Source organism: Paenibacillus sp. FSL R5-0527 (assembly GCF_038008055.1).
In the GTDB taxonomy this organism is placed as follows: domain Bacteria; phylum Bacillota; class Bacilli; order Paenibacillales; family Paenibacillaceae; genus Fontibacillus; species Fontibacillus macerans.
Genome location: NZ_JBBOYI010000001.1, coordinates 4,879,686 through 4,905,907, shown reverse-complemented (window position 1 = coordinate 4,905,907; position 26,222 = coordinate 4,879,686). Strand labels below are relative to the sequence as shown.

The window sequence follows — 26,222 nt, the reverse complement described above, 5'->3', positions numbered from 1 at the left end:
AGGATAGGAACTGCGTTTATTGAAATTTTAGGAGGGCCTTTCGTGAAGAAAACGCAATTAAAAAACGGCCTTCGGGTGGTTATGGAACAGATTCCGACCTGCCGCTCGGTCTCGTTTGGCATTTGGGTCAAGACAGGCTCGCGCAATGAACAACCCGAAGTCGGCGGGGTTTCGCATTTTATCGAACATATGCTGTTTAAGGGGACGGAGCGCTTCAGCGCCAAGGATATCGCCGAGCAATTCGACGCCATCGGAGGCAACGTCAACGCATTTACGTCCAAGGAATACACATGTTACTATGCGAAGGTGCTCGACGAGCACTTACCGATTGCGGTGGATGTTCTGTCGGATATGTTTTTCCGGTCACTGTTTGACCCCGAGGAGCTGCGGAAAGAGAAAAATGTCATCATCGAGGAAATTTCCATGTACGAAGATACGCCGGACGACATGGTGCACGATCTGGTGTCGCAGGCCGCTTACGGAGACCATCCGCTGGCTCTCCCGATACTGGGAACGGAGGAAAAGCTCCGGGCTATGGAATCGGACCATTTGCGCGCGTACATGCGCGAGCATTATACGATCGAAAATACGGTGATCAGCGTAGCTGGCAATATCGATGACCAAGTGGTCGAGCTGCTGGAAAAATATTTCGGCGATTTCGCGATTCGGGGAGACCGGGGTTCGCTGGCTGCGCCGGATTTTCTCGGCGACCTTAAATTTCACCGTAAAAAGACGGAACAAAATCACATCTGCTTGTCCTTCCCGGGGCTGCCGATCGGTGACGAGAAGCAGTATGCCATGACCTTGCTGAACAATGCGCTTGGCGGTGGTATGAGCTCGCGGCTGTTTCAGGAGATCCGCGAAAAACGCGGTCTGGCCTATTCCGTCTACTCCTACCACAGCTCACATGCCGATAGCGGTTTGTTTACGGTATATGCCGGTACGGCGCCGCGGCAAACGAAAGAGGTCCTGGAGCTGACGAAGGAGCTTTTGCACGATGTGTCCGTAAACGGGATTACCGAAAGCGAGCTCAGCAAAGGCAAGGAGCAACTCAAGGGCAGCCTGATTTTGAGTCTGGAAAGCACGGGCAGCCGCATGAACCGGCTGGGGAAAAACGAGCTGATGCTCGGACGGCATTATACGCTGGATGAAATGATCGCCCGGATCGAGGCGGTGACGATGGACGATGTGAACGATGTGCTGAGGCGCATGTTCAGCCGGCCGTTCGCCTTGGCGATGGTTGGCGGGTCCGATCGCGCCATTATGGGATTAAGGAGAGATGAACTTGTCATTTGAAGTACAAATCAAACGTTTTGCTGGAAATGAAGATATTGAGCTGCCGCGCAAAATGTCGGAGCTGGCCTCCGGCTTTGATCTTTACGCCGCGGTTACGGAGGATCTGGTCTTGCAGCCCGGGGCGAGAGCGCTCGTCCCCACCGGGATCGCCATCGCGATGCCGGGCGGTCTGGAGGCCCAGATCCGCCCGCGCAGCGGCCTCGCTTTGAAGCATGGCATCACCTGTCTCAACACGCCGGGCACGATCGATGCCGATTATCGCGGTGAGATCAAGGTGTTGCTCATCAACCTCGGCCAGGAGCCCTTTGCGATTAAACGCAATGAGCGCATCGCGCAAATGGTCTTTCAAACCGTGCCGGAAGTGGCTCTAACCGAAGTGGACGAGCTTTCCGAAACCGAACGTGGAGCCGGCGGTTTTGGCCATACCGGAACGAAATAATGCGGCAATCGGCTATCGGAACAACCGGCGTGAGTCGTAAGCGGTCACTTTTAAAATAACGGCCCTTTATGTGCTTATTATCCGAAGCCCTGGCATTGCCTCTATTGGCGGCATTTTATGTACTTATATTCCTATAAACGGTCCATAATGTTTATCGACAGACTCTGCTTTGATGCTCCGGAGGCCTTCAATACAAGCACCATCCCGCTGGAAGACCAAGACCGCCCGACATATTTGATCGGGCGGTCTTTCACGTTGAAAGAATTTATTTCCTATTAGGTATAACCCGATTATCCTGCTTAACCCTCACATGAACTTTTCCGTTTTTCAGAAGATGATAGTAATCCAAGACAGCTCCGCTTGTTAGTATAGAGGCTCTTTTCATTTTAATCCACTCATCATTTTCGGCGGGGATAATCTTGGATAACTCTTCCAGCAACTGGTCGGGTGTCCGACCTCCAAGTTCCAGCAAAAGATCCCCGCGCTTCAGCTCTGACGGCTGTATGAGTGTCGTGCATACCCGCGAGGCTTTCGGCGGCAACGGCAATGGATTAGTTTTACAGGCGGCCGCTGCATTTAAGCAATGATTTTTTTCCGCTGGTCAGTTTCCGGCGGCAGCGCCCTCTTTCACCACTTTTTAGGCTGCGGCATAAGATGGTCTATACTGTGTTGCTTGGAAGGAGTGCCGTCTAAGAATGCTGACGGGAATCACGATTGTATTCCTTGGTGGAGACGCCCGCCAGGTGGAGGTCATCGACAAATGTTTGGAGCTGGATGCCACGGTGCGCATCGTCGGCTTCGACCGGTTGGATATGCCGCTTCCCGGAGTCTCGAATGAAGCGCTGACCCCCGGCTTGCTGGCCGGGGCTGATGTCATCATCCTTCCGGTAATCGGTTGCGATGATCACGGTATCGTACCGGCGCCGTTCTCTGCGGAAGAGCTTGTCATCAAGCCGGAAGGGTTTGAAGCTGTACGAAAAGATACGTTGGTATATACGGGAATCGCCAAAAGTTTTTTGAGGCAAATGGGAGACAGGGGCGGGTTCCGGATTATTGAACTGCTGGAGCGCGACGACGTAGCGATCTACAACTCGATACCGACGGCGGAAGGGGCCGTGATGATGGCGATCCAGAATACGGACATTACGATTCACGGATCGACCTGCATCGTGCTTGGGATTGGCCGTACGGGATTTACGCTGGCAAAAACACTGCAGGGTTTGGGAGCGACCGTGAAGGTGGGAGTGCGCCGGGAAGACGATATGGCCAGGGCGGTGCAAATGGGCTGGAAGCCTTTTGCCACAAGGGATTTGGCCGCTAATGTCGGCGATGTTGACTTGATTTTTAATACGATACCGACTATGATAATCACAGCGCAAATCATCTCAAAACTGCCGCGCAGGGCGGTTATTATCGACCTTGCGTCCGCTCCCGGCGGGACGGATTTCCGTTTTGCCGAGAAGCGCGGCATCAAGGCGATCCTTGCCCCCGGCCTCCCCGGTATCGTCGCTCCCAAAACGGCTGGAATCATCATGGCCAATACGATCTGTCAGTCGATTTTGGATGAGTTTCAAATACGGGGGGATGAAGAGTGAATTGGCAGGGCAAAACGGTAGGATACGCCATTACGGGCTCGCATTGTACGTTCGCTGAGGTGATGCCTCAGATTGAGCGTTTTGTCGATGGAGGTGCTAAGGTCATCCCGATCATTTCCCAGTCGGTGCTGACGACGGATACCCGTTTCGGCAAATCGGAGGATTGGCGGAAACAGTTGAAAGATATTACGGGGAATGATATTATTTCATCAATTGTCGAAGCGGAGCCGCTGGGACCCAGCAAATTGCTCGATGTGCTTGTCATTGCTCCTTGCACAGGCAACACGACAAGCAAGCTGGCGAATGCCGTCACGGACAGTCCGGTGCTTATGGCCGCCAAAGCCCAGCTGCGGAACGGGCGCCCGCTCGTGATTGCCGTGTCGACCAATGACGGCTTAGGCTTCAATCTGGCGAATATCGCCAAGCTGATCGTAGCCAAAAACGTATATTTCGTTCCGTTTGGTCAGGACAATCCGACGGGGAAACCGAATTCGCTGGTGGCCAGGATGGAACTGGTGCCGGAAACCTGCTATGCGGCGCTGGAAGGCAAGCAGCTGCAGCCGCTGATTATCGAGCGTTTTCATGGATGAGTCCGCCTGCTGGCGGAAACATACTCGTATTTTAGAATATAATCGTTCGATTTAAGAGGTTGTTCAAAAAGTCATCTTTTGATCACGAAGCAGGTCAGGAAGTGGTTCTCGACGTCGAATCTTGAATTCAGCCGGGCTAAGCATATTCTTCCGAAGCATGTTTCCTACGGAAACATCTCAGGTGCTCACGTACCCAAAACGTACGCTCCGCTCCTTTCGTCCCTAGCTTCATTCAACCTAAAGCGTTTTGAAAAAACGCTCATCGGAAGCATAAGCTTCGGTGCTGAAAAGCCGACTTTTTGAACACGTACTTTAAGAGAATGGGAGACTTGCTGCATGAGCAAGAGAGAACGGAACGTCGCTGTCGTCGGAAATCGTTTTGGATCATTTGCTCAAGGCGCGTCATGGAACGCTTTGCAATTCGCGGAGAGGACTGCAGTGAAGGTTTAGCTTCCGGCTTTTCGTCCGCTCGGGGTGCCCGGGCGATGGATAGGAGTTAAGCTACACTCCGCATTTACTTAACTGGAGGAATACCCATGCGCATTTTGGTGCAAAAATTTGGCGGCACATCTCTATCGACCGCGGAAGCGAGAGATCATGTCGTCTCACACATTCGCCGGGAACTGGAAAATGGTTTCCGGCTCGTCGTGGTGGTTTCGGCCATGGGCCGGAAGGGCGATCCATACGCCACGGATACTTTATTGGAATTGGCTTCCGCAGGAAGCGGCCTTTTACCATCGCGCGAACAGGACTTGCTGATGGCTTGCGGCGAAATTATTTCCGCGGCGAAGCTGTGCAGCCTGCTCGCGGAACGCGGTATTTCTTCGGTCGTTTTAACCGGCGCCCAAGCCGGGTTTCGAACGGACAGCCACTTTGGAAATGCCAGAATTTTGGACATCGTGCCGACAAGGGTGCTTGAAGAGCTCGAGCAGGACAAAGTGGTCATTGTGACCGGGTTCCAGGGCCAAAATCAAACCGGTGATTTCACTACATTGGGGCGCGGCGGCAGCGATACTTCGGCAACGGCGCTGGGTGCGGCCCTGCATGCCGAAATGGTGGACATTTATACCGACGTGAATGGGATTTTAACCGCCGATCCCCGAATCGTGGAGGACGCAAAGCCTCTGGAATATGTAAGTTATGCGGAGATTTGCAACATGGCCCATCAGGGAGCCAAGGTGATTCATCCCCGGGCGGTGGAGATCGCCATGCAATCGGGGATACCGGTGCGCGTACGCTCCACCTTTTCGGAAGGAGAAGGGACGCTGGTGGCCAATCCCGAAGGCTTTAAAGACGTTCAGCTGGGCATTGTGGACCGCTACGTGACTGGGATTGCTTATGTGGCGAACGTGACGCAAATTCGCGTCGAAGCCGCCGGCAAAGGGGCCGACAACCTTCAGCTTCAGGTCTTTAAAGCGATGGCGGGAAACGCAATCAGCGTTGATTTTATTAATGTGACCCCGACGGGCGTCGTTTATACGGTATTCGACAAAGATGCGGCGAAAGCCGAAGCGATTCTGAACGACTTGGAGCTGTCGCCGGAGATTCTGTCCGGCTGCGCCAAAGTATCGGTCATCGGCGGGGGCATCAACGGGGTTCCGGGCATTATGGCGAAAATCGTCGAGGCTTTGACGGAGCAAAATATTCAAATTCTGCAATCCGCAGATTCGAATACAACGATCTGGGTGCTGGTCCATAAGGACGACATGGTTCAAGCGCTTCGCGCTTTGCACGACAAATTCGAACTCGGCAGGTAAATCGGACGCGCGGAAAATGGGAGGAGGATAAAGTGTGGCAGAGTTTGGAAGATTGATCACAGCTATGGTAACGCCTTTTGACGAACAAGGGAATGTTGATTTAAACGGAACCGCTCGCTTAATGGATTATTTGATCGAGGAGCAAAAATCCGATGCCTTGGTCGTTTGCGGAACGACGGGGGAGTCCCCTACTTTAAGCGATGAAGAGAAGCGGAATTTATTCGAATTTGCGGTGAAGCACGCCGCGGGCCGCTGCAAAATCATCGCCGGCACGGGGAGCAACGACACGGCCCATTCCATCCGTTTGACGCAGGAGGCCGAGCGGTGCGGCGCGGACGGTGTTTTGCTGGTCGTTCCCTACTACAACAAACCGAATCAGGAAGGGCTTTACCGGCATTTCGAAGCGATCGCGGCTTCGACCTCCTTGCCGGTTATGCTGTATAATGTGCCGTCCCGGACCATCGTCGGCATCAGCGTGGAAACGACTCTCCGGCTGGCGCAAATTCCGAATGTCGTGGCGACCAAGGAATGCGCGTCCCTGGACCAGGTGGCCGGAATTGTGAGCGGCGCTCCGGACGGATTTCGCGTGTATTCGGGAGAAGACGCGGCAGCGCTTCCGGCGATGGCCGTTGGCGCCCACGGGGTCGTCAGCGTGGCCAGCCATCTGGCCGGCAGCACGATGAAGGAAATGATCGATTTGTTCCTGAGCGGCCGGGTCGGCGAAGCGGGCAAGCTGCATCGCCAGCTGCTGCCGCTGTTTAAAGGCTTGTTCGAATGCCCGAATCCGGTTGCGGTGAAATACGCGCTGAATGAAATCGGCTGCCGGGTCGGAACGGTACGGCTGCCGCTTATTCCGCCGAATGCGGAGGAAGCGGCGCGGATACGCGAACTGTTGAAGTAAGCGTTCAGCCAAATATGCGCTCGATTTCCAAAAACCGATACCTCGTTATGAGGCATCGGTTTTTTTGCTGCGGCGCAAGGTAACGTTAAAAGCGCGTAAAACGCCTGACTTGTTTTTTGCCAATTTAATCATGTATAATGATCTCAAGTGACTGGGTGCGGTGATTTTTTTAAAAAATAGCAATATTGAGAAACGGCTGGACCGTCCGGCGAGGCGGTCGTTTATTCCTGCGAAACATATGTGGTCTGCAGTGATCGGAGCCATTTCCATATGAAAAATACGACGTCCAAACTTATAGGAGGGTTAGATTCACTTGTCCAAAAAAATGAATAATGAAAAATTGACGATCTTTGCATTGGGCGGCGTCGCAGAAATCGGAAAAAACATGTATGTCGTTCAATATGCCAATGATATCGTTGTCATCGATTCCGGGCTTAAGTTTCCGGAAGAGGATATGCTCGGCATCGACATCGTCATTCCCGATATCACTTACTTGACGGAGAACCGCGACAAAGTAAGAGGTATCCTGCTTACGCACGGCCATGAGGATCATATCGGCGGATTGCCTTATGTACTCAAGAACTTGAACGTTCCGGTTTACGGGACGAAATTGACGCTCGGCCTTGTGGAGAACAAGCTGAAGGAAGCGGGATTGCTCGGCGAAACGAAACGGGTGCTGATCAATGCCGATTCGGAAATCGAGCTGGGCTCGACGCTGAAGGCGACGTTCTTCAGAACCAATCACAGTATTCCGGATTCGGTGGGCGTGTGCATTGAAACGCCGGAAGGAAATGTCGTTCATACCGGGGACTTCAAATTTGATCATACCCCAGTCAATGATCAATATGCGGATTTGCATCGGATGGGCGAAATCGGTAAAAAAGGCGTTCTGGCTCTTTTGTCCGACAGCACCAACGCGGAAAAACCCGGCTTTACGCCATCGGAAAGAAATGTAGGACTCGTGCTTAGCGATATTTTCCATAAAGCGCAGCAGCGCGTCGTGGTGGCAACGTTTGCTTCCAACGTGCACCGGATTCAGCAAGTGATCGATGCGGCCTACGAAACCGGACGCAAGGTCACGATCATCGGCCGCAGCATGGTGAACGTGGTGACGATCGCCGATGAATTGGGTTACTTGAACGTGCCGGACGGTATTTTGATCGAGCCGGAAGAAGTCAACAAAATGGCTGCGGATCGCGTAGTGATTTTGTGCACCGGCAGCCAAGGCGAGCCGATGTCGGCGCTGACGCGGATGGCCCGTTCGACGCACCGCAAGGTCGATATTTTGCCGGGAGACACCGTCATTATCGCGGCGACGCCGGTTCCGGGCAACGAGAAGTACGTGGGACGGACGATTGACGAGCTGTTCCGCCTCGGAGCGGAAGTCATTTACAGCGGCTCCAATTCGGGCGTTCACGTGTCCGGGCACGGCAGCCAGGAAGAGCTGAAGCTGATGCTGAACCTGATGCGGCCGAAATATTTCATTCCGATCCACGGCGAATACCGGATGCTGCGCAAGCATGCGCTGCTTGGCGAATCGGTGGGCGTGGAACCCGACAATATTTTCCTGATCGACATCGGGGAAACGATCGAGATTCAGAACGGCATTGCCCGCAAAGCCGGCAAAGTGCCGGCAGGCAACGTGCTGATTGACGGCCTCGGCGTCGGCGACGTCGGCAACATCGTACTGCGCGACCGCAAACTGCTGTCTCAAGACGGGATCCTGGTTGTCGTCGTCACGCTTAGCAAGCAGGACGGCACGATCGTTTCCGGTCCGGACATTATTTCCCGCGGGTTCGTGTATGTCCGCGAGTCGGAAGGTTTGCTGGAGGAAGCGAACCGGATCGTCTCAAGCACCTTGGAGAAATTGATGAACGAAAACGTCAACGAGTGGGCGTCGCTCAAGACGAACGTCAAAGATGCGCTCGGCCGTTTCCTGTATGAGCAAACGCGCCGCAGACCGATGATCCTGCCGATCATTATGGAAGTATAAAAGACGAATAGCACACAGTCGCCCCTTTTCCCGCAGGCAATAATTGGACGGTTCCTGACGGAGGAAGGGGCTTTTTTTATTTTTTGCAAACCGGACACCCACTTTAAGGCTTTTTGCATAGACCAGCGAAGGTTGTCGGCATACTAGTTGTATGCTTAAAACCGAAAGGATGGCTATAGCGATGAACAAGGATTCCAGCAAAACGCCCGATCTCCGCGAAAATGCGGAACTGCCTCCGAACCAACAACCGGATTCCGAAAAAAAAGAACCTACCGTGCCCGACGTCATTCAGCAACTGGGACAAACGGCCGTGCCTACTCCGGGCGAGTCGAATGTGTATTGCCTGACGATCATCGGGCAAATCGAAGGCCATTTGGTGCTGCCGCCGCAAAATAAAACGACGAAATACGAGCATTTGATCCCGCAGCTGGTAGCTGCCGAGCAAAACCCGCGGATTGAAGGCCTGCTCATCATTTTAAATACGGTGGGCGGCGACGTAGAGGCGGGGCTGGCGATCGCCGAAATGATCGCCTCGTTGTCGAAGCCGACCGTCACCGTCGTTATCGGGGGAGGACACAGCATCGGCGTCCCCATCGCCGTGGCTTCCGATTATTCGCTGATCGCCGAAAGCGCCACGATGACGATCCATCCGATCCGCATGACCGGCCTTGTCATCGGCGTCCCGCAGACCTTCGAATATATCGAAAAAATGCAGGAAAGAGTGGTGCGGTTTGTCACCACCCATTCGCGTATCTCGGAGCAGCAGTTTAAGGAGCTCATGTTCAAAACCGGAGAGCTTAACCGGGACATCGGCACCGCGGTGGGCGGCACCGATGCGGTGAAATACGGTCTCATCGATGCGATCGGCGGGATCGGCGAAGGCTTGAGCAAGCTGAATTCGCTGATCGATTCGCGCCGAAATGAGAAAACGGCGGGAGGGATCACGCAGTGACCCATTATACCATATTGCCTGATGGAATCTACTGGGAACAAGAGGAACATGAGGAGTCTTACGGCGAGATCGAGCTGGGCGGCGTCCTGATGCAGGTCCGGCTCGAGCCGGGAAACCGGGCGACGATCGTGAGGCTGCTCCGCTGCAACCTCGAAGATTATTTAAATCCGGATTTCGCTCCGGGCAAGCAAATCACCTTTTATCCCGCACTGCTGAAATAACCATTGCAAAAGTTAGCAGGCTCGTAAAGCTAGGCCCCCCTTTGGTGAATATGGTATAATATTCATCTAGGGGGTGTTTTCGTTTGGCACGCAAACGGAAGAAAAAGAAGGCTGCCTTCGGCAGCATGCTCAAATATGAAATCTACGGAATCATCCTGATCACTCTATCGGTTATTGCCTTGTCCGGGGAAGCGGCGGTGGGAAGAACGTTATCGAAAATGTCCGCGCTGATCCTCGGCAAGTTTTATTTTGTGATCCCTTTGATCGGCATCTACATAGGCCTGGCCGTTATGATCAACCGGAAATGGCCGTCCCGGTGGAATGCGCGGCGCAGCGGGCTGCTGCTCGCGGTGCTGGCCTTATCGCTGATGAGCACGATTTCGGCGGTACAGCACAAGCTTGTTCCGGCCGTTTCTTTATCCGCGGGCAATATTTTTGGCCAAATCCAACGCGATCTGCAGGGAGCATTGTTTCAGACGGCTGCGGGCGACGCCGGATTCAGCCTCCTCGGCATGGACATCAGCGGCGGTTATATCGGCGCACTGGAATTCGTCCTGCTGTATTCCTTGTTCGGCATGGCCGGGGCCAAGCTGATTATGATCGTGATGCTGGCGATCAGCTTCATGCTGGTAACAGGGCTGTCGTACGTCGACCTGTTTCGCTTGCTCCGCTCCAAATTGGGCGGGCTCAGCGAAAGCTTCGGCAGAAAAATGCGGCTGCTCCGCCCGGTGCCGGTGCGGGGCAAAGGGAGACGGCCCGAGCCGAAGGTTCCCGCCGTTACGGAATATGATGCGGCGTATGATGCCGGCGAGACGGAAGAGGTGGAGCTGCCCGAACCTTCCGTAAAACCGCGAAAAAAGCCGGTGTTCTTTCAACTGCTCGGGTATAAGGGACGTTCCAAAGAACCGGCCGCGGAAGTGCCGGAACCTTTCGGCCCGGATGACGAAGCCGGCGATTACAATGAATCACCGGCAGCAAGCATTAACTGGAACGAACTGGATTACACCGGCCGCGGAGCGGATGGCGGCTCCGGGGGCGTACCGCACGGCAGCGGCGAGACCGCGGCGGATACCGGGCCGATCATCCGCGATTTCTTCGATCATATTCAGCGGGAAGGGCTAGGCGAGCGGGAGGACGAAGACGAGAACGAGAGTCCATTATATACGGCCGCTGATGATGCGGACGCTGCCTACGGGGAGCGGGGCGAATCCGGGGTTGCGGATGAACCGCGCGGCGCTGCGGACGGAGAGCCGGAAATGCCGCCGGGAAGCGGAGCGTCAGGTGAGGAGGGCGCCGACGGCGCCGCGGGGGGAGTCCCGAATGACGGCTCCGAAGCGGCGGCGGAAGTTCCGGCGGCCCCGCCGAAACCGGCCCCGAAACCGTACAAGCTTCCGCCTTTCCGGCTGCTGGCCAAGCCGGCGGGGGCCGGCAAATCCGGCGACCAGGCCGATTATATGCAGACGGCCCGCAAGCTGGAGGCTACACTGGAGAGCTTTGGCGTAAGGGCAAAGGTGCTGGAAGTCGTTCGCGGTCCGGCGGTGACCCGCTACGAAATTCAGCCGGACATCGGGGTCAAGGTTAGCCGGATCGTCAATTTGACGGATGATATCGCCCTGGCTTTGGCCGCCAAAGACATCCGCATGGAAGCCCCGATTCCGGGCAAATCCGCGATCGGCATCGAGGTGCCGAACAACGAGGTTTCGCTGGTGACGATGCGCGAAGTGATGGAGACGCCGACGTTTATGGAGGCCGAATCCAAGCTGTCGATCGCTTTCGGCCGCGACATTTCCGGGCAGACGATCGTCGGCAATCTGGCGAAGATGCCCCATTTGCTCGTCGCGGGGGCGACGGGTTCGGGCAAATCCGTCTGCATTAACGGGATCATCACGAGCATTTTGTTCAAAGCCAAACCGGATGAAGTTAAGTTTATGATGGTCGACCCGAAAATGGTCGAACTGAACGTATACAATGGGATTCCGCATTTGCTCACGCCCGTCGTCACCGATCCGCGAAGAGCCTCGCTGGCGCTGAAGAAGATCGTTGTCGAAATGGAGAAGCGGTACGAGCTGTTCTCCAAATCGGGGGCTCGCAATGTGGAAGGGTACAATCAGATGATGAAGGACAACCCTGAGGCGATCCTCCCGTATATCGTCGTCATTGTGGACGAGCTTGCCGACCTCATGATGGTCGCCGCAAACGACGTGGAGGATGCGATTGCCCGCCTGGCGCAAATGGCCCGGGCCGCCGGCATCCATCTGATCATCGCCACGCAGCGGCCGTCGGTCGATGTCATCACCGGGGTGATCAAAGCGAACATTCCGTCGCGGATCGCCTTTGGCGTTTCGTCCCAGGTCGACTCGCGGACGATTCTCGACATGGCCGGCGCGGAGAAGCTGCTTGGCCGCGGTGACATGCTGTATATGCCGATGGGGGCTTCCAAGCCGACCCGGGTGCAGGGGGCGTTTATGAGCGACCAGGAAGTGGAGACGATCGTGAATTACGTTCGCGCCCAGGGGCAGGCGGAATATGACGAAAGCCTTGTTCCGGAAGTCGACGATGAGGTCCAGGAACCGGAGGAAGAATTGGACGAGCTGTACGATCAAGCCGTGCAGATCGTGCTGGAGGCCAAGCAGGCCTCGGTATCGCTGCTCCAGCGCCGCATGCGCGTCGGATATACCCGGGCGGCACGGCTGATCGATTCCATGGAAGCGCGGGGGATCGTCGGTCCGTACGAGGGCAGCAAACCGCGCGAGGTGCTTATGTCCATAGAGCAGTACAAAATGGGAAGAATATCTTCATGACCTTTGCGGTCAAGGGATGTTCTTCCCTTTTTTTCGGCCATATCCGGCGAGCCAGGCCTTGAAACTTTAGGGTGCATAGGAAGGGAGTCCGCTTGTCATACTAAAGTTACCCATCCTTGTTAATCCACTAAAGAAAGGTAGAGCTAAACGTATGAATAAAACTAAGATATGGTTTGCCGCCGGTTTAGTGCTGCTTTTGTTGGGAATCGGTTACGGGGCCAACGTGCTCCGGCATTCGCTTGACGTCGAGAAAAAGGAGGCTCCGGACAAAGCCAAGGCCGTATTCAGCGAGCAAGTCATCGATTACGGGGCTTTCGGCAAAGACGTATACGAATTGCAGGGCAGGCTTGCTTTTCTCGGTTTTTACCACGGAAAGCTGGACAGCTATTTCGGCCCGAAAACCCGCGATGCGCTGAAATGGTTCCAATCGGAGTTCGGGATGAAGGCGGACGGGTTGGCCGGGCCAAAAACCAAGCTTAAGTTATTTAATGCCACCAAAGATTGGAAGCCAGGCATGGAATACGTCAACGCGGACCGGGGAAATCAGCAGCCGAATACCGGAAACCAGCAGACGAACACCGGAAACCAGCAAAATACCGAAGCCGCGAAAAACAATTCGGATAATCTGGCCCCTTCCAACAGCATGGGCTTAAGCGAAAACGATCTGCGCATTATGGCCAACGCCGTTTACGGGGAGTCCCGGGGCGAGCCGTTCGAAGGCCAGGTGGCGGTCGCCGCGGTTATTTTGAACCGGGTCAAATCGCCGAGCTTCCCCAATACCGTTTCCGGCGTCATTTTTCAACCGGGCGCTTTTACCGCAGTGGCTGACGGGCAAATCTGGCTGGAGCCCAACGAGACGGCCCGCAAAGCTGTGCAGCAAGCGTTGAACGGCTGGGATCCGACCGGCGGCTGCATCTACTATTTCAACCCGAGAACGGCAACCTCCAAATGGATCTGGTCCCGCCCGCAGGTGAAAACGATCGGGGAACATATTTTTTGCATGTAAATATAATTTGGATGAAGGAGCAGCCGCTGGTGTCAGGTTGCTTCTTTCCTTTGGATTGGTATAGAATGGAACGCAGGAAATGAACGCGCTATTCAAAAAGTCTACTCGCAAAGGAGTTTTGGTTTTGAACAAAACGGTATTTGAGCGCGGCAGCGTGGGCCAAATCCGCATTCACGTGCTGCCTACAACCCGATTCAAAACATTTGCCGTTTCTCTCTACGCGGGTTTGCCGCTGGGCGAGCAAACGGTTACGACTACGGCGCTGACCCCTTTTGTGCTGCGGCGGGGCACCGCGTCTTATCCCGAAACGACGTTGTTCCGGGAACAGCTCGAGCATCTGTATGGCGCCGGCTTCGGCTTTGACGTCTATAAACGGGGCAATTACCAGATTGTCCAGTTCCGGATGGATACGATCAACGATTCTTTCGTGCAAAGCGACGATTCGCTGCTTGGTCAAACGTTTGCTTTTCTCGGCGAAGTCGTCACGAAACCGGCCACGGAGAACGGGGTTTTCCGTTCGTCTTATGTGGCTTCGGAACGCGAATCCGTGCGCAAAAAGCTGGAAGGGATCATCAACGATAAAATCCGCTATGCGGCCGAGCGCTGCATGGAGGAGATGTTCAAGGACGATCCGTACCGGCTGCACCCGCTTGGGGAACGCGCCGATCTTGACGGCATTACGCCGCAGTCGCTTTTTGCCGCTTATCAGAACTGGCTGCAGCAGGCGAATTTGGACCTGTACGTGGTGGGAGACACATCGCTTGCCGAAGTGGAGGAGCTGGTCGCAAGGCAATTCAGCTTAAACCGGACGGCTTCCCCGGAATACAAGCCGGAGCACGTCGAAATGAAGACCGCGGAAGTGCGCACCGTCAAAGAGGCGCTCGACGTCAATCAGGGCAAATTGAATCTCGGTTTGCGCACGCCGATTACGTATGGGGACGACCGCTACGCGGCCGCTTTGGTGTATAACGGCATTTTGGGCAGCTACCCGCATTCGAAGCTGTTCATGAACGTGCGGGAAAAAGCCAGCCTGGCTTATTACGCCGCTTCCCGGTTCGATGGGCACAAGGGGATCGTGGCGATTCAATCGGGAATCGAAATCGAAAATTACAACAAAGCGCTGGAGATTATTCAGGCCCAGCTGGCCAGCTTGCGGTCGGGGGAGATCAGCGAGCTGGAGATGTCGCAGACCAAAGCGATGATCCGCAACAGCCTGCTGGAAACGCAGGACTCGGCCTTCGAAATGATCGCCTACGATTTCAACCGGGTGCTGTCCGGCAAGGACCGTCCGGCCGAAGAGTTGCTCCGCCAGGTAGAGCGGGTAACCCCCGGGGACGTTGTGCAGGCGGCGGAAACGGTGCAGCTTGATACGATTTACTTTTTGACAGGTAAAAAGGAGGTTTAGCCGCTTGGAAACGCTTCGCTATGATGCTTTGCAGGAAACGTTATACCGTGAAACGATGGATAACGGCCTTCAGGTGTATGTGCTGCCGAAACCCGGTTTTCAAAAGACGTACGCCACGTTTGCCACAAAATACGGTTCGATCGACAACCATTTCCGGGTCGAGGGTCAGGAGGAGATTTCCGTTCCGGACGGGATCGCCCATTTTTTGGAGCATAAAATGTTCGAGGAGCCGGAGGGCGACATTTTCGCCACGTTTGCTTCCCATGGGGCTTCGGCCAACGCTTTTACCAGCTTTGATCAGACCGTGTACCTGTTCTCCGCGACCGAAAACATCGCGCTTAATCTGGAAACGCTGATCAATTTCGTGCAGCATCCGTATTTCACCGACCAGAACGTCGAGAAGGAAAAAGGCATCATCGGCCAAGAAATTGGCATGTACCGCGACAATCCCGATTGGCGGGTTTATTTCGGCCTGATCGAAGCGATGTACAAGGTGCATCCCGTTCACATCGACATCGCCGGTACGGTCGAATCGATCGGCACGATTACGAAGGAGACGCTGTACACCTGCTACAACGCGTTTTACCACCCCAGCAATATGCTGCTGTTCGTCGTTGGCGGGGTGGATCCGGAAGAGGTGTTTACGCTGGTTCGGAATAATCAGGCGAAGAAGCAGTACGGCAAGCAAGGCGCGATCGAGCGGTTGTTTGACCCCGAGCCCCGCGAGGTTCATGAGCAGCGGCGGGAGTCGCGGCTGCCGGTATCGCTGCCGAAATGCCTGTTCGGATTCAAGGAAACGGATCTTGGGTTGACCGGTGAAGCTTTGCTGCGCCGGGATTTGACGACGAAACTCGCGCTCGATCTGCTGCTTGGGCCCAGTACGAAGTTGTATCAGAAGCTGTATGACATGGATTTGATCTCCGACAGCTTCGGGCATGAGTACAACAGCAATCCGAATTACGCGTTCTCGGCGATCGGCGGGGACACGCCCGACCCGGACCGGATGCTGGCGGTGATCAAAGAGGAAGCGAAGGCTGTGCTGGCCGCAGGTTTCCGCGAGGAAGATTTTGAACGGGCGCGGAAGAAAAAAATCGGCGGCTACCTGCGGATGCTTAACTCCCCGGAAAATATCGCCCACGAATTCACGCGCTTCCGCTTCCGGGGCAGCGATCTGTTTGCGGTGCTGCCGATGTACGAATCGCTGACGCTGGACGAAGTGAACGCCCGGCTGCGCGAGCACTTGAACTGGGAGCAGATGGCCGTGTCGGTCGTGGTGAGCCCGTAACATGAACGAAGAGCATGGGATTGGAAAAAACATTGCGGACATGACCGTACTCATTACCGGAGCAAGCCGGGGGATCGGCGCGGATACGGCGCTGCGGTTTGCGGCGGTGGGCATGAACGTGGTTATTCACTATAGGAACTCGCTTGAAGCGGCGAATGAGGTGGCCCGCAGATGTCTGGAGGTTGGGGGCAAAGCCTATACGGTGGCGGCCGATCTGCGCAGCAAGGAGCAGATTTTGCGCATGAAGGAACGGCTGGACCATTACGGGCTGCATCCCGACATTCTCGTCAACAATGCGGGGATTTCCCATTACGGGCTGCTTTCGGACGTTACCGAAGAGGAATGGGATGACGTGATGAACGTCAATTTGAAAAGCGTTTTTATGTGCAGCCAGCTGTTTATGCCCTACATGATCCGGCAGCGCTTCGGGCGGATCATCAACGTATCCTCCGTATGGGGCATTTCCGGCGGCTCCTGTGAAACGGTTTATTCCGCCGCCAAAGGCGGGGTCAACGCTTTTACGAAAGCGCTGGCCAAGGAGCTTGCTCCGTCCGGGGTGACGGTAAACGCGGTAGCCCCGGGAGCCGTCCGGACCGAAATGATGGAACGTTTCGACGAGGGGGAACTAAAGCAGCTGGAGGAAGAAATTCCCGCTGGAAGGCTCGCCTCCCCGCAGGAAATTTCTTCCCTTATTTATTTTCTCGCCCTGCCGGAATCGGGCTACATCACCGGTCAAATCATCAGCCCCAACGGGGGCTGGATTACCTGAAAATTTCCGGTCGGGCCCGGGGGAGTCTTTCGCTTTGCCCGTCAGGAGCGCATAAAACCCGCGCAAACTTCACATATTACGACTGTTGATTTTAAATCGCCAAGCAAAGGAGGATTTAAGGATGTCAACCGTACTCAAAAATTTTGATACATGGAAGAAGTTTTTGGGCGACCGTGTGGAGCATGCGGAAAAAGCGGGATTCAGCGAAGAAGCGATCACCAACCTGGCTTATGAAATCGGCGGATTTCTCGAAGATAAGGTCGATCCGCAAAACGATTCCAACCGGGTACTCAAAGAGATTTGGGAAGTAGGCAGCGAAGACGAGCGCAAAACGATCGCTCGCCTGATGGTAAAGCTGGCGAAGAAAAACTCATAGTTTTTGCTTGAAAAGCTCCCGCGTTATGGGAGCTTTTCAGCCATTTTCCGCCAGCTGCTTGCCTTTCATTTTCATTTTATATATCATAAAACACATATGATTATTGTCGGGCTAAGGAAAGGGTACTAAACTTTTTGAAGCCGTAAGAAGGATTCAAGGTTATTTTGTCGAAAATGGGTGAGTAGGATAGAGAAGGTGTCTTCGGATGGAATTAAAACAATGGTATTTGGAGTACAAAATACATAAAAACCGCCCGGGACTATTGGGCGATATCGCCTCGATGCTGGGGATGCTGGAAATCAACATTTTGACGATCAACGGTGTCGAAGGCAAAACCAGGGGGCTGCTGCTGGAAAGCGATGACGACGGAAAGATCGACCAGGTCAGCAAAATGCTCAGCAAGGTGGACAGCATCACCGTTACGGCGCTGCGCTGTCCGCGGCTTGTCGATCTGCTGGCCGTAAGGCACGGAAGGTACATCGACCGCGATTCCGACGATAAGAAGACGTTTCGCTTTACGCGCGACGAACTCGGGATTTTGGTGGACTTTCTCGGTGAAATTTTCAAGCGGGAGGGCCATCAGGTCATCGGTCTTCGGGGGATGCCGCGCGTCGGCAAAACGGAATCGATTATCGCCGGCAGCGTCTGTTCGATGAAGCGCTGGACGTTTGTGTCCTCCACGCTGCTGCGCCAAACGGTAAGGAGCCAGCTGTCGGAGGATGAAATGAATCCGCACAATGTTTTTATCATCGACGGTATTATCAGTACGTTGCGTTCGAACGAGAAACATCATCAGCTGCTCCAGGAATTGATGTCGATGCCTTCCACGAAGGTGATCGAGCATCCGGATGTTTTCGTCAAGGAATCCGAATACAGTTATGACAATTTTGATATTATTATCGAATTGCGTAACAATCCTGAGGAGCAAATCGTTTATGATACGTTTACGACGATTTACACGGACGATGTGTAATTCGATAAAGCATAACCAATAAACACAGGAGGTGATGGTCATGTCGGAATTGGGCCAGAAGTTGAAGGAAGCCCGCCTTGCCAAAGGTTTGTCGTTAGATGACATACAGGAAATGACGAAAATTCGCAAACGATATCTGGAAGCCATCGAGTCGGGAGATTATAAAGTGCTTCCCGGGAGTTTCTACGTCCGGGCTTTTATTAAGACGTATGCCGAAACGGTGGGCGTGGATGCGGATGAACTCCTCGCCGAGCACCGACAGAACGTGCCTGATGCCGTACCGGAGCAAACGATGGAGCCCGTGATACAAAAACGCCGCAGCCGCCAGCACGCCGAGCGCAATTCGAAGTGGCTCTCCACCACGCTGATGTGGTCTTTTGCCGTGCTGATCCTGATCGTCATTTACATGTATTTTACGATTTGGGGGAAAACGAACCAGTCGGCCGGAGAGAAGCCGGACCCGACGCCGGTAACGCCGGCCACGCAAGCGGAAGGACAAGGGACGAACGGATCGGGGAACGCCAAAAACGGCGGACAAAGCGGCCCCGGAAACAATCAAACCGGCACGGGCGACGCCGTGAACGGCGGCAGCAACACGGGAAATGCCGGAACAGGGAGCAATGCCGGAACGGGGGCAAATACCGGTGCTGGCACGGGCGCTAACGGTGGGACGGGTACCGATAACACCGGCGGAACGGCCAGTCCGCAAGACATCGTAGTCGTTCCCGACGGCAAAGAGGGCAGCACCACGAAGTTCAAGGTGCAAAATGCCGGCGGCCAGCCGGTGCAGGCTGTCATTACGGCTTCCGGCGAAAGCTGGGTCGAGGTTCGCAAAGGCGGCAGAAAGGGCGACAAGCTTTACTTCGGCAAAACGTCCGACGGCGATGTGCTGACGTATGATATCGCGCCGGAGGGACTGTTTATTTTGTCGGGGGCTTCCAGCAAAACGGCGATTACGGTAGCCGGGCAAACGGTGGAAGACGGCAAAGCGACCTCGCGGATTTTGCTTACCCTGGATGACGGCACCGGTGCGGATACCGGTTCCACGGGCGACGCCGGCGCAGGCGGCGGAACATCCGGGAACAATGTCGAGAGCGTCGAGAGCGGAAACGGAACAAGCGGGCAGTAAGGATCGGCTTTGTCCGCTTGGGCCTCTGTTAAAGGCGGGATTTGGACCTGACAAGGTTTGGATCTCGCCTTTTTTGCATCTTTTACCCGCCGCGGTTATGGCTTGGAAACAGCTTGGAAATAGCGGGTTGGCTCGACTTCGGGAAAACTTTTACATATAATGAGTGATAGAAGAAAAGATTGGGAACCAGAAAGGAACGTGAAGTATGGCTTCGGAAAGTTCATTTGATATCGTCTCGAAAATGGACATGCAGGAATTAAACAATGCGATCGATCAAACGGAACGGGAGATCGCCAGCCGCTTTGATTTTAAAGGAAGCAAAAGCGAACTTAAACTGGAAAAGGACGTGCTGGTGATCGTGGCGGACGATGAGTACAAGCTCGGCGCCGTGATCGATATCCTGCAATCCAAAATGATCAAGCGCGGGCTGCCGATCAAAAATTTGGATTACGGCAAAGTGGAGCCCGCTTCGATGGGCACGGTGCGGCAGCGCATCAGCTTGAAGCAGGGCATCGACCAGGAGAACGCGAAGAAAATCAACGTGCTGATCCGCGACTCCAAGCTGAAGGTCAAAAGCCAAATCCAGGGCGATCAAATCCGCGTCACCGGCAAAAGCAAGGACGATTTGCAGCAAATCATTCAGTTGTTGCGCAAAGCCGATTTGTCGCTCGATTTGCAGTTTACGAACTTTAAATGACTCCAGAAAGGTCTCCTGCGGCGCTTCCCGCGCCTGCTTGAGACCCTTTTCATATTTTTGACAGCCGCCTTTTCCGAATATTATACTTGTAGAGGCTGTTCAATCGATGAACATGGCTTGATCACGGCTTGAATTATGGGGGAAATCGTCATGACTGAAAAGGTGAAAATCGTTACACTTGGCTGCGAGAAAAACTTGGTTGACTCCGAAATCATGTCGGGGCTGATCGACCGGCGCGGCTATTCCTTGGTGGACGACCGCGAAGACGCCACGGTCATCATCGTCAATACGTGCGGTTTTATCGACGCCGCCAAAGAAGAGTCGGTAAACACGATTCTGGAGCTGGCCGAGCTTAAAGAAAGCGGAAAATTGAAGGCACTGATCGTGTCGGGGTGCCTGACGCAGCGCTACAAACAAGCGCTCATGGAGGAAATGCCGGAGATCGATGGAATCGTCGGAACGGGCGATTTCCATAACATCACGCAGATCGTCGATGAGGCGGTGAAGGGCAAGAGGCCGGTATATGTTGGCAATCCGGTGTTCAACTACGAGCAGGTGCTGCCGCGCAAGCTGTCGACGGCCCGTTATACGGCGTATGTGAAAATCGCCGAGGGCTGCGACAACAACTGCACCTTCTGCAGCATCCCGCTGATGCGGGGCAAATTCCGCAGCCGTTCCATCGAATCGATCGTGGAGGAAGTCAAAGGCATGGCTGCGCAAGGGGTCAAGGAATTCAGCCTGATCGCCCAGGATTCCACCAATTACGGCACCGATCTGTACGGGGACTATAAACTGCCTGAGCTGCTGGACCGCGTCAGCCGGGTGGACGGCGTGGAATGGGTGCGTCTGCATTATGCGTATCCGGGCTTTTTTACGGATGAATTGATCGATATGATCGCGTCCAATCCGAAGATTTGCAAATACGTGGATATGCCGCTGCAGCATAGCGAGGACGCGATCCTGAAAAGAATGCGGCGCCCCGGACGCAACCGGGATATCCGCGAACTGATCGCCAAAATCCGCTCCCGCATCCCGGACGTTTCTTTGCGCACGTCGCTGATCGTGGGATTCCCGGGCGAAACCGAGGAAGATTTCGAGCGTCTATGCGATTTCGTCCGGGAGATCAAATTCGACCGGCTGGGCGTGTTTACATACTCGCAGGAAGAGGATACGCCGGCTTCGCGGCTGCCGGATCAGGTCGCCGAGGACGTCAAGGAATGGCGGGCCAATACGTTGATGGAGATTCAGCGCACCGTAGCGAACGAAAACAGCGGCAAATACATCGGCAAAGTGCTGGATGTCCTTGTGGAGCGCTACGATGGGCGGAGCGACGTTTATGTGGGGCGCTCGCAATTCGACGCACCCGAAATCGACGGGGAAGTGTTCGTGACGAACTGCTCCGGGAATATCGGCGATATTGCCAAAGTGCGGATTACGCACGCCTTTGAATATGATTTAACCGGGGAGGCTGTCCTGTGAATTTGCCCAACCGCATTACACTGACGCGTATTTTTATGATTCCGGTGATGCTGCTTTTTTTGCTGCTGGATGCGGGCTGGCTGTCTTATGAGCTCGTTGCGGGCACGTACGCGCTGCCGGTCCATCAGTTGATCGCCGCGGTGCTGTTCATCGTCGCCGCCAGCACGGACGGAATCGACGGATACATCGCCCGGAAATACAATCTGGTGACGAATCTGGGCAAACTGCTCGACCCGCTTGCCGACAAGCTGCTGGTGGGCACCGTGTTGATCGGGCTCGTGTCGCTTGGCAAATGCAACGCCTGGATCGCCGTCATCATTATCGCGCGCGAATTTGCGGTAACCGGCCTGCGGGAGGTAGCGCTGCTCGAAGGTTCCGTGATCGCCGCCAGCAAATGGGGTAAAGCGAAAACGATCATCCAGATCATCGCGATTACCGTGCTGCTTCTGAACAATTTCCCGTTTGCCTGGCTGAACATCCCGTTTGACGATATCGCGATCTGGCTGGCGGCGATCATTACGATTTATTCGGGCATCGACTATTTCGTCAAAAATAAAAGCGTGCTTTCTTTTTCGAAAATGTAGTGCCTTGAGTGCGATGCTTGGGGTGTGATCCATTGAGTGTGATCCATTGAGTGTGATCCTTGGGGTGTAATGCTTTGAATGTGTTGCTCTGAGTGAGATGCTTTGAGTGAGATGCTTTGCGTGGTAAGTTTTGAAGCGAAGTATTTAATGCTCAGGCAGAGGCTTGTTTTTGGATTGCCGGAAGGAGACGTGAAAGCAAATGAAAGCGGAAATTATCGCGGTGGGGACGGAGCTGCTGCTCGGGCAAATCGTAAACACCAATGCGCAATATTTATCCCAGGAGCTGGCCGCGCTTGGGATTGACGTATATTTTCAGACGGTGGTCGGCGACAATCGGAAGCGGTTTGCCCAAGCGGTGGAGACGGCGGCCGCCCGCGCCGATTTGCTGATTTTTACCGGGGGGCTCGGGCCGACGCAGGACGATTTGACCAAGGAGGCGCTGGCCGAGGTGCTTGGGCGGCCGCTCTATGTTGACCCGGAAGCGATGGCGAATATCGAACGCTTTTTCAAGGACAGGGGCGTGCCGATGACGGAAAACAACCGCCGCCAGGCGCTGGCGATTGACGGCGGGACGCCGCTTCCGAACGAAACCGGGCTGGCGGTTGGGGATGCGGTTGCGGCCGGCGGCAAGTTTTATATCGTTTTGCCCGGCCCGCCGAAGGAAATGAAACCGATGTTCGAGCGCCAGGCGAAGCCGTGGATTTTGAAGCATGCGCTATCCGAGGAAATGCCGATCTATTCGAAAATGCTCAAGTTTGCCGGGATCGGCGAATCGGCGCTGGAGACGAAGCTGCTCGATTTGATCAAGGAGCAATCGGACCCGACCGTGGCCCCTTACGCCAAGGAAGGAGAGGTCACGATCCGCGTTTCCACCAAGGCGGCGAGCGAACGGGAAGCGATGGAGAAGCTGGATGCCATGGAACGGGAAATCGCTTCCCGCTTGCCGGAGCATCTGTACGCGAACGTCGATGTGCCGATCGAGCAGAAGATTTTGGAGCTGATGGCCCAGCGCGGGCTGACGCTCAGTGCGGCCGAGAGCTGCACCGGCGGGCTGCTGATGGAGATGATCACCGCGATTCCAGGGAGCTCGGCCGTTTTTATGGGCGGCATCGTCTGCTATTCCAACGCGATGAAGGAGAAGCTGCTGAACGTTCCGCATGAACTGCTCGAAGGAGATGGCGCTCCTGGTGCCGTCAGCGCGGAAACGGCGCGGGTGCTGGCTGAGCAGGTGCGGCTGACCGCCGATACCGACTTTGGCCTATCGATCACCGGCGTCGCCGGCCCCGGCGCTTCCGAACGCAAGCCGGCCGGGCTCGTCTACATCGCGATCTCCCGCCGCGACGGGGATACGGCCGTATACGAGCTGAACCTGAAAGGCAACCGCGATGCCGTCCGCATGCGCTCGGCCAAAACGATTTTGTACCGGTTGTGGAGAGCGTTGATGGAGTCGTAAGCTTAGTGCATGTGCATGTGCATGTAATTATGCTTGTGCTTGTGTGAGAGCGATGAGTTCCCGCAGCTTAATTGACACCGTGTTCTGATTGGAATTATCCAATAGAATTGGAAATTTATTGGAAAATAGGACGGTGTGATTGGATATTTCCAAAAGATTGGGTTCGGTAAGGCGCAAAACGGGCGATTTGAGCGAGATCTATTGGATTTTTTCCAATGAGAGCTCAAAATGGCGAGCGAATTCCGACAATCTGTTGGATTTTTTCCAATGAGAGGTGAAGGGACGAACGGATTGTAGGAGCACTGCCGTATAGCGTGCGTCGCCACTGTCTACTGAGCATGCTTCTTGCACTTTTCGGCCGCTTAGCATATAATCAAAACACGGAAGAACCGTAGCAAACGAACAGTTGTGCTGCGGTTCTTTTTTTATTTGGAAATTTGTTTGGGAGGAGGAGTGAATTTGTGCATTTTGGCGAACGATGGATCGATGCCTTGTTGTGTCTAATCAGTTGACTAGCTAAAGTCCTGCGCCGAAGTAAAGCGAATCCCGCAGGGAGAGCGACAGCAAGCAGAAAAGTCACTAAAGCAGCACCAAGTTAGATATAAACAAGCTAAAGCTTTGCGCCGAAGTAGAGCGAATCCCGCAGGGAGAGCACCTGCAAGCAGAAAAGTCACTATAGGAGCACCAAGCAAGGGATAAACAAGCTAAAGCCTTGCACCAAAGTAGAGCGAATCCCGCAGGGAGAGCGCCTGCAAGCAGAAAAGTTACTAAAGCAGCACCAAATTAGGCATAAACAAGCTAAAGCTTTGCACCAAAGTAGAGCGAATCCCAAAGGGAGAGCGGGTCCAGCACGAACGTTGCAACAAACAGCCTACGTAGCAGTTCACCCCCGCAGGAGCGCCATAAGCAGAGCGTGCCCAAAGGGCGACAAGCGGCTGTTTTCCCCATAGCTACCCGGGTGCATGTGAAAGCAGCAGTGCCTGCAGCGTGTTTTCAGGTAGCCCTGGAGCACCAATAGTAAGACGTACCCCGAAGGGGAGAAAAGCGTTCCAAGCACGAAGTAAGCGAATCCCGCAGGGAGAGCGCCAAGGGAGCGCCTCAGAACCTCCCACGTTAGTCCAATTTGCGGGAATCCAAAGGGCAGCAGGCCCTTGGGGCCCTCCCTTACGGTAAGGGAGGGTTTGGGAGGGTTGAGATCCCGGTTTGAGAGGGTTGAGAATTTACGCGAATATATGTTCGAAAAAGTGCTTGGCAAACATTCCAAAACAAGGTACAATTATAGACGTTGGAAGTAATCGTGTTATTATCTCATTTAAGGATGTGAGCTGATTGTCAGATCGTAAAGCTGCGCTGGAAATGGCGCTTCGGCAAATAGAAAAACAATTCGGTAAAGGTTCGATCATGAAACTGGGCGAGTCGACGCACATGCAAGTGGAGATCGTCCCAAGCGGATCGATCGCTTTGGATATTGCTTTGGGTACCGGAGGATTGCCCCGCGGCCGTATTATTGAAGTGTACGGACCGGAGTCTTCGGGTAAGACGACGGTAGCGCTGCACGCGATTGCGGAAGTTCAGAAAATCGGCGGACAAGCCGCATTTATCGACGCGGAACACGCGCTGGATCCTTCTTATGCGAGCAAGCTTGGCGTAAACATCGACGAGTTGCTTTTGTCCCAGCCGGATACGGGCGAACAAGCGTTGGAAATCGCCGAAGCGCTCGTGCGCAGCGGTGCGGTTGACATCATCGTTATCGACTCCGTTGCCGCGCTCGTACCTAAGGCGGAAATCGAAGGCGAAATGGGGGATTCCCACGTCGGTTTGCAAGCCCGCCTGATGTCTCAAGCGCTGCGGAAGCTGTCGGGGGCGATCAGCAAATCGAAAACGATCGCGATCTTCATTAACCAGCTTCGCGAGAAAGTCGGCGTAATGTTCGGGAATCCGGAGACAACGCCGGGTGGACGGGCCTTGAAATTCTATTCGACGGTCCGTCTGGACGTTCGCCGCGTGGAAACGATCAAGATGGGCAACGACATGGTCGGGAACCGGACACGGATTAAGGTCGTGAAGAATAAAGTCGCTCCGCCGTTCAAACAAGCCGAAATCGACATTATGTACGGTGAAGGTATTTCCAAAGAGGGCAGCATCATTGACATCGGCGTGGAATTGGATATCGTGGATAAGAGCGGCGCCTGGTATTCGTTCGCCGGCGAACGCCTTGGCCAAGGCCGGGAGAACGCAAAGCAGTTCTTGAAAGAGCACCCGGAAATCGCCAATACGATTGAACTAAAAATCCGGGAATCGAGCAATTTGACCACTGCGGTTGCTCCTGCGTCGCCAAGCGAACTGGAAATGGAACTCCAAGAGGAGCAAGCGCTTTTCGGAGATGAATAAGGCAGCAGCCATGAAGCGCTCTGACCCCGTCGGTAAATAGCCGGGGCAGGGCGCTTTTGCAGTTTGGGGGCGGTTGGCCGAAAACGGTAAAAAATACAGCTTGACCTAAAAATCCGTGTTGACAGCTGGC

General features: G+C 54.5%; 22 protein-coding genes. All 22 read left to right on the top strand.

Annotated features, from left to right (window positions below; genetic code table 11):
• Positions 1–42 precede the first annotated feature (42 nt).
• The 22 genes from NYE69_RS21630 (at position 43) to recA (ending at position 26,092) form a co-directional block, all read left to right on the top strand.
• Entirely contained in the window at positions 43–1,296 is a 1,254-nt protein-coding gene (locus NYE69_RS21630; protein ID WP_340927910.1) for a M16 family metallopeptidase, read from the top strand.
• Positions 1,286–1,735, top strand: a complete 450-nt coding sequence (dut, locus tag NYE69_RS21625; protein ID WP_124332736.1) for a dUTP diphosphatase — start codon at positions 1,286–1,288, stop codon at positions 1,733–1,735. The genes NYE69_RS21630 and dut overlap by 11 nt, the downstream gene beginning before the upstream one ends.
• A 695-nt stretch (positions 1,736–2,430) precedes the next feature.
• Positions 2,431–3,330, top strand: coding sequence for a dipicolinate synthase subunit DpsA (gene dpsA / locus NYE69_RS21620; RefSeq protein ID WP_340927909.1), 900 nt, complete (start codon positions 2,431–2,433; stop codon positions 3,328–3,330).
• Positions 3,327–3,920, top strand: a complete 594-nt coding sequence (locus NYE69_RS21615) for a dipicolinate synthase subunit B (protein WP_036622358.1) — start codon at positions 3,327–3,329, stop codon at positions 3,918–3,920. Before dpsA ends, NYE69_RS21615 begins: the two co-directional genes overlap by 4 nt.
• Before the next feature lie 536 nt (positions 3,921–4,456).
• Entirely contained in the window at positions 4,457–5,677 is a 1,221-nt protein-coding gene (dapG, locus tag NYE69_RS21610; RefSeq protein ID WP_340927908.1) for an aspartate kinase, read from the top strand.
• 34 nt (positions 5,678–5,711) lie between these two features.
• Positions 5,712–6,578 carry a 4-hydroxy-tetrahydrodipicolinate synthase gene (gene dapA, locus NYE69_RS21605; RefSeq protein WP_340927907.1) on the top strand — a complete coding sequence of 289 codons (867 nt, stop codon included), beginning with the start codon at positions 5,712–5,714 and terminating at the stop codon, positions 6,576–6,578.
• A gap of 313 nt (positions 6,579–6,891) precedes the next feature.
• Positions 6,892–8,571 carry a ribonuclease J gene (locus NYE69_RS21600; protein ID WP_270619039.1) on the top strand — a complete coding sequence of 560 codons (1,680 nt, stop codon included), beginning with the start codon at positions 6,892–6,894 and terminating at the stop codon, positions 8,569–8,571.
• A 181-nt stretch (positions 8,572–8,752) separates the two neighbouring features.
• On the top strand, positions 8,753–9,523 hold the full coding sequence (locus NYE69_RS21595) for a ClpP family protease (protein WP_340927906.1): 771 nt from the start codon (positions 8,753–8,755) through the stop codon (positions 9,521–9,523).
• Positions 9,520–9,744: a YlzJ-like family protein gene (locus tag NYE69_RS21590; RefSeq protein ID WP_036622365.1), complete on the top strand. Its 225-nt coding sequence runs from the start codon at positions 9,520–9,522 to the stop codon at positions 9,742–9,744. Before NYE69_RS21595 ends, NYE69_RS21590 begins: the two co-directional genes overlap by 4 nt.
• An 83-nt stretch (positions 9,745–9,827) precedes the next feature.
• A complete protein-coding gene (locus tag NYE69_RS21585; protein WP_340927905.1) occupies positions 9,828–12,545 on the top strand; it encodes a DNA translocase FtsK in 2,718 nt (905 codons plus the stop codon).
• 151 nt (positions 12,546–12,696) lie between these two features.
• A complete protein-coding gene (gene sleB, locus NYE69_RS21580) occupies positions 12,697–13,551 on the top strand; it encodes a spore cortex-lytic enzyme (RefSeq protein WP_340927904.1) in 855 nt (284 codons plus the stop codon).
• A 124-nt stretch (positions 13,552–13,675) separates the two neighbouring features.
• Positions 13,676–14,956, top strand: coding sequence for an EF-P 5-aminopentanol modification-associated protein YfmF (yfmF, locus tag NYE69_RS21575; RefSeq protein WP_340927903.1), 1,281 nt, complete (start codon positions 13,676–13,678; stop codon positions 14,954–14,956).
• 4 nt (positions 14,957–14,960) lie between these two features.
• Complete coding sequence (gene yfmH / locus NYE69_RS21570) at positions 14,961–16,241, top strand: EF-P 5-aminopentanol modification-associated protein YfmH (RefSeq protein ID WP_213511153.1); 1,281 nt, start codon at positions 14,961–14,963, stop codon at positions 16,239–16,241.
• Between the two features lies 1 nt (position 16,242).
• On the top strand, positions 16,243–17,010 hold the full coding sequence (ymfI, locus tag NYE69_RS21565; protein ID WP_340927901.1) for an elongation factor P 5-aminopentanone reductase: 768 nt from the start codon (positions 16,243–16,245) through the stop codon (positions 17,008–17,010).
• Between the two features lie 121 nt (positions 17,011–17,131).
• A complete protein-coding gene (locus NYE69_RS21560) occupies positions 17,132–17,386 on the top strand; it encodes a DUF3243 domain-containing protein (RefSeq protein ID WP_036622376.1) in 255 nt (84 codons plus the stop codon).
• 205 nt (positions 17,387–17,591) lie between these two features.
• The gene (locus NYE69_RS21555) at positions 17,592–18,359 is read left to right on the top strand and encodes a DUF3388 domain-containing protein (RefSeq protein ID WP_036622378.1); all 768 of its coding nucleotides are present in this window, start codon (positions 17,592–17,594) and stop codon (positions 18,357–18,359) included.
• A gap of 40 nt (positions 18,360–18,399) precedes the next feature.
• Positions 18,400–19,488 carry a RodZ domain-containing protein gene (locus tag NYE69_RS21550; RefSeq protein ID WP_340927900.1) on the top strand — a complete coding sequence of 363 codons (1,089 nt, stop codon included), beginning with the start codon at positions 18,400–18,402 and terminating at the stop codon, positions 19,486–19,488.
• Positions 19,489–19,693: 205 nt separating this feature from the next.
• Complete coding sequence (locus NYE69_RS21545) at positions 19,694–20,185, top strand: YajQ family cyclic di-GMP-binding protein (RefSeq protein WP_036622381.1); 492 nt, start codon at positions 19,694–19,696, stop codon at positions 20,183–20,185.
• A 150-nt stretch (positions 20,186–20,335) separates the two neighbouring features.
• A complete protein-coding gene (gene rimO, locus NYE69_RS21540) occupies positions 20,336–21,664 on the top strand; it encodes a 30S ribosomal protein S12 methylthiotransferase RimO (protein ID WP_213511147.1) in 1,329 nt (442 codons plus the stop codon).
• Complete coding sequence (gene pgsA / locus NYE69_RS21535) at positions 21,661–22,248, top strand: CDP-diacylglycerol--glycerol-3-phosphate 3-phosphatidyltransferase (protein WP_036622385.1); 588 nt, start codon at positions 21,661–21,663, stop codon at positions 22,246–22,248. Before rimO ends, pgsA begins: the two co-directional genes overlap by 4 nt.
• A gap of 199 nt (positions 22,249–22,447) precedes the next feature.
• Complete coding sequence (locus tag NYE69_RS21530) at positions 22,448–23,701, top strand: competence/damage-inducible protein A (RefSeq protein ID WP_340927897.1); 1,254 nt, start codon at positions 22,448–22,450, stop codon at positions 23,699–23,701.
• Positions 23,702–25,030: 1,329 nt separating this feature from the next.
• The gene (recA, locus tag NYE69_RS21525) at positions 25,031–26,092 is read left to right on the top strand and encodes a recombinase RecA (RefSeq protein WP_340927896.1); all 1,062 of its coding nucleotides are present in this window, start codon (positions 25,031–25,033) and stop codon (positions 26,090–26,092) included.
• Positions 26,093–26,222: the final 130 nt, after the last annotated feature.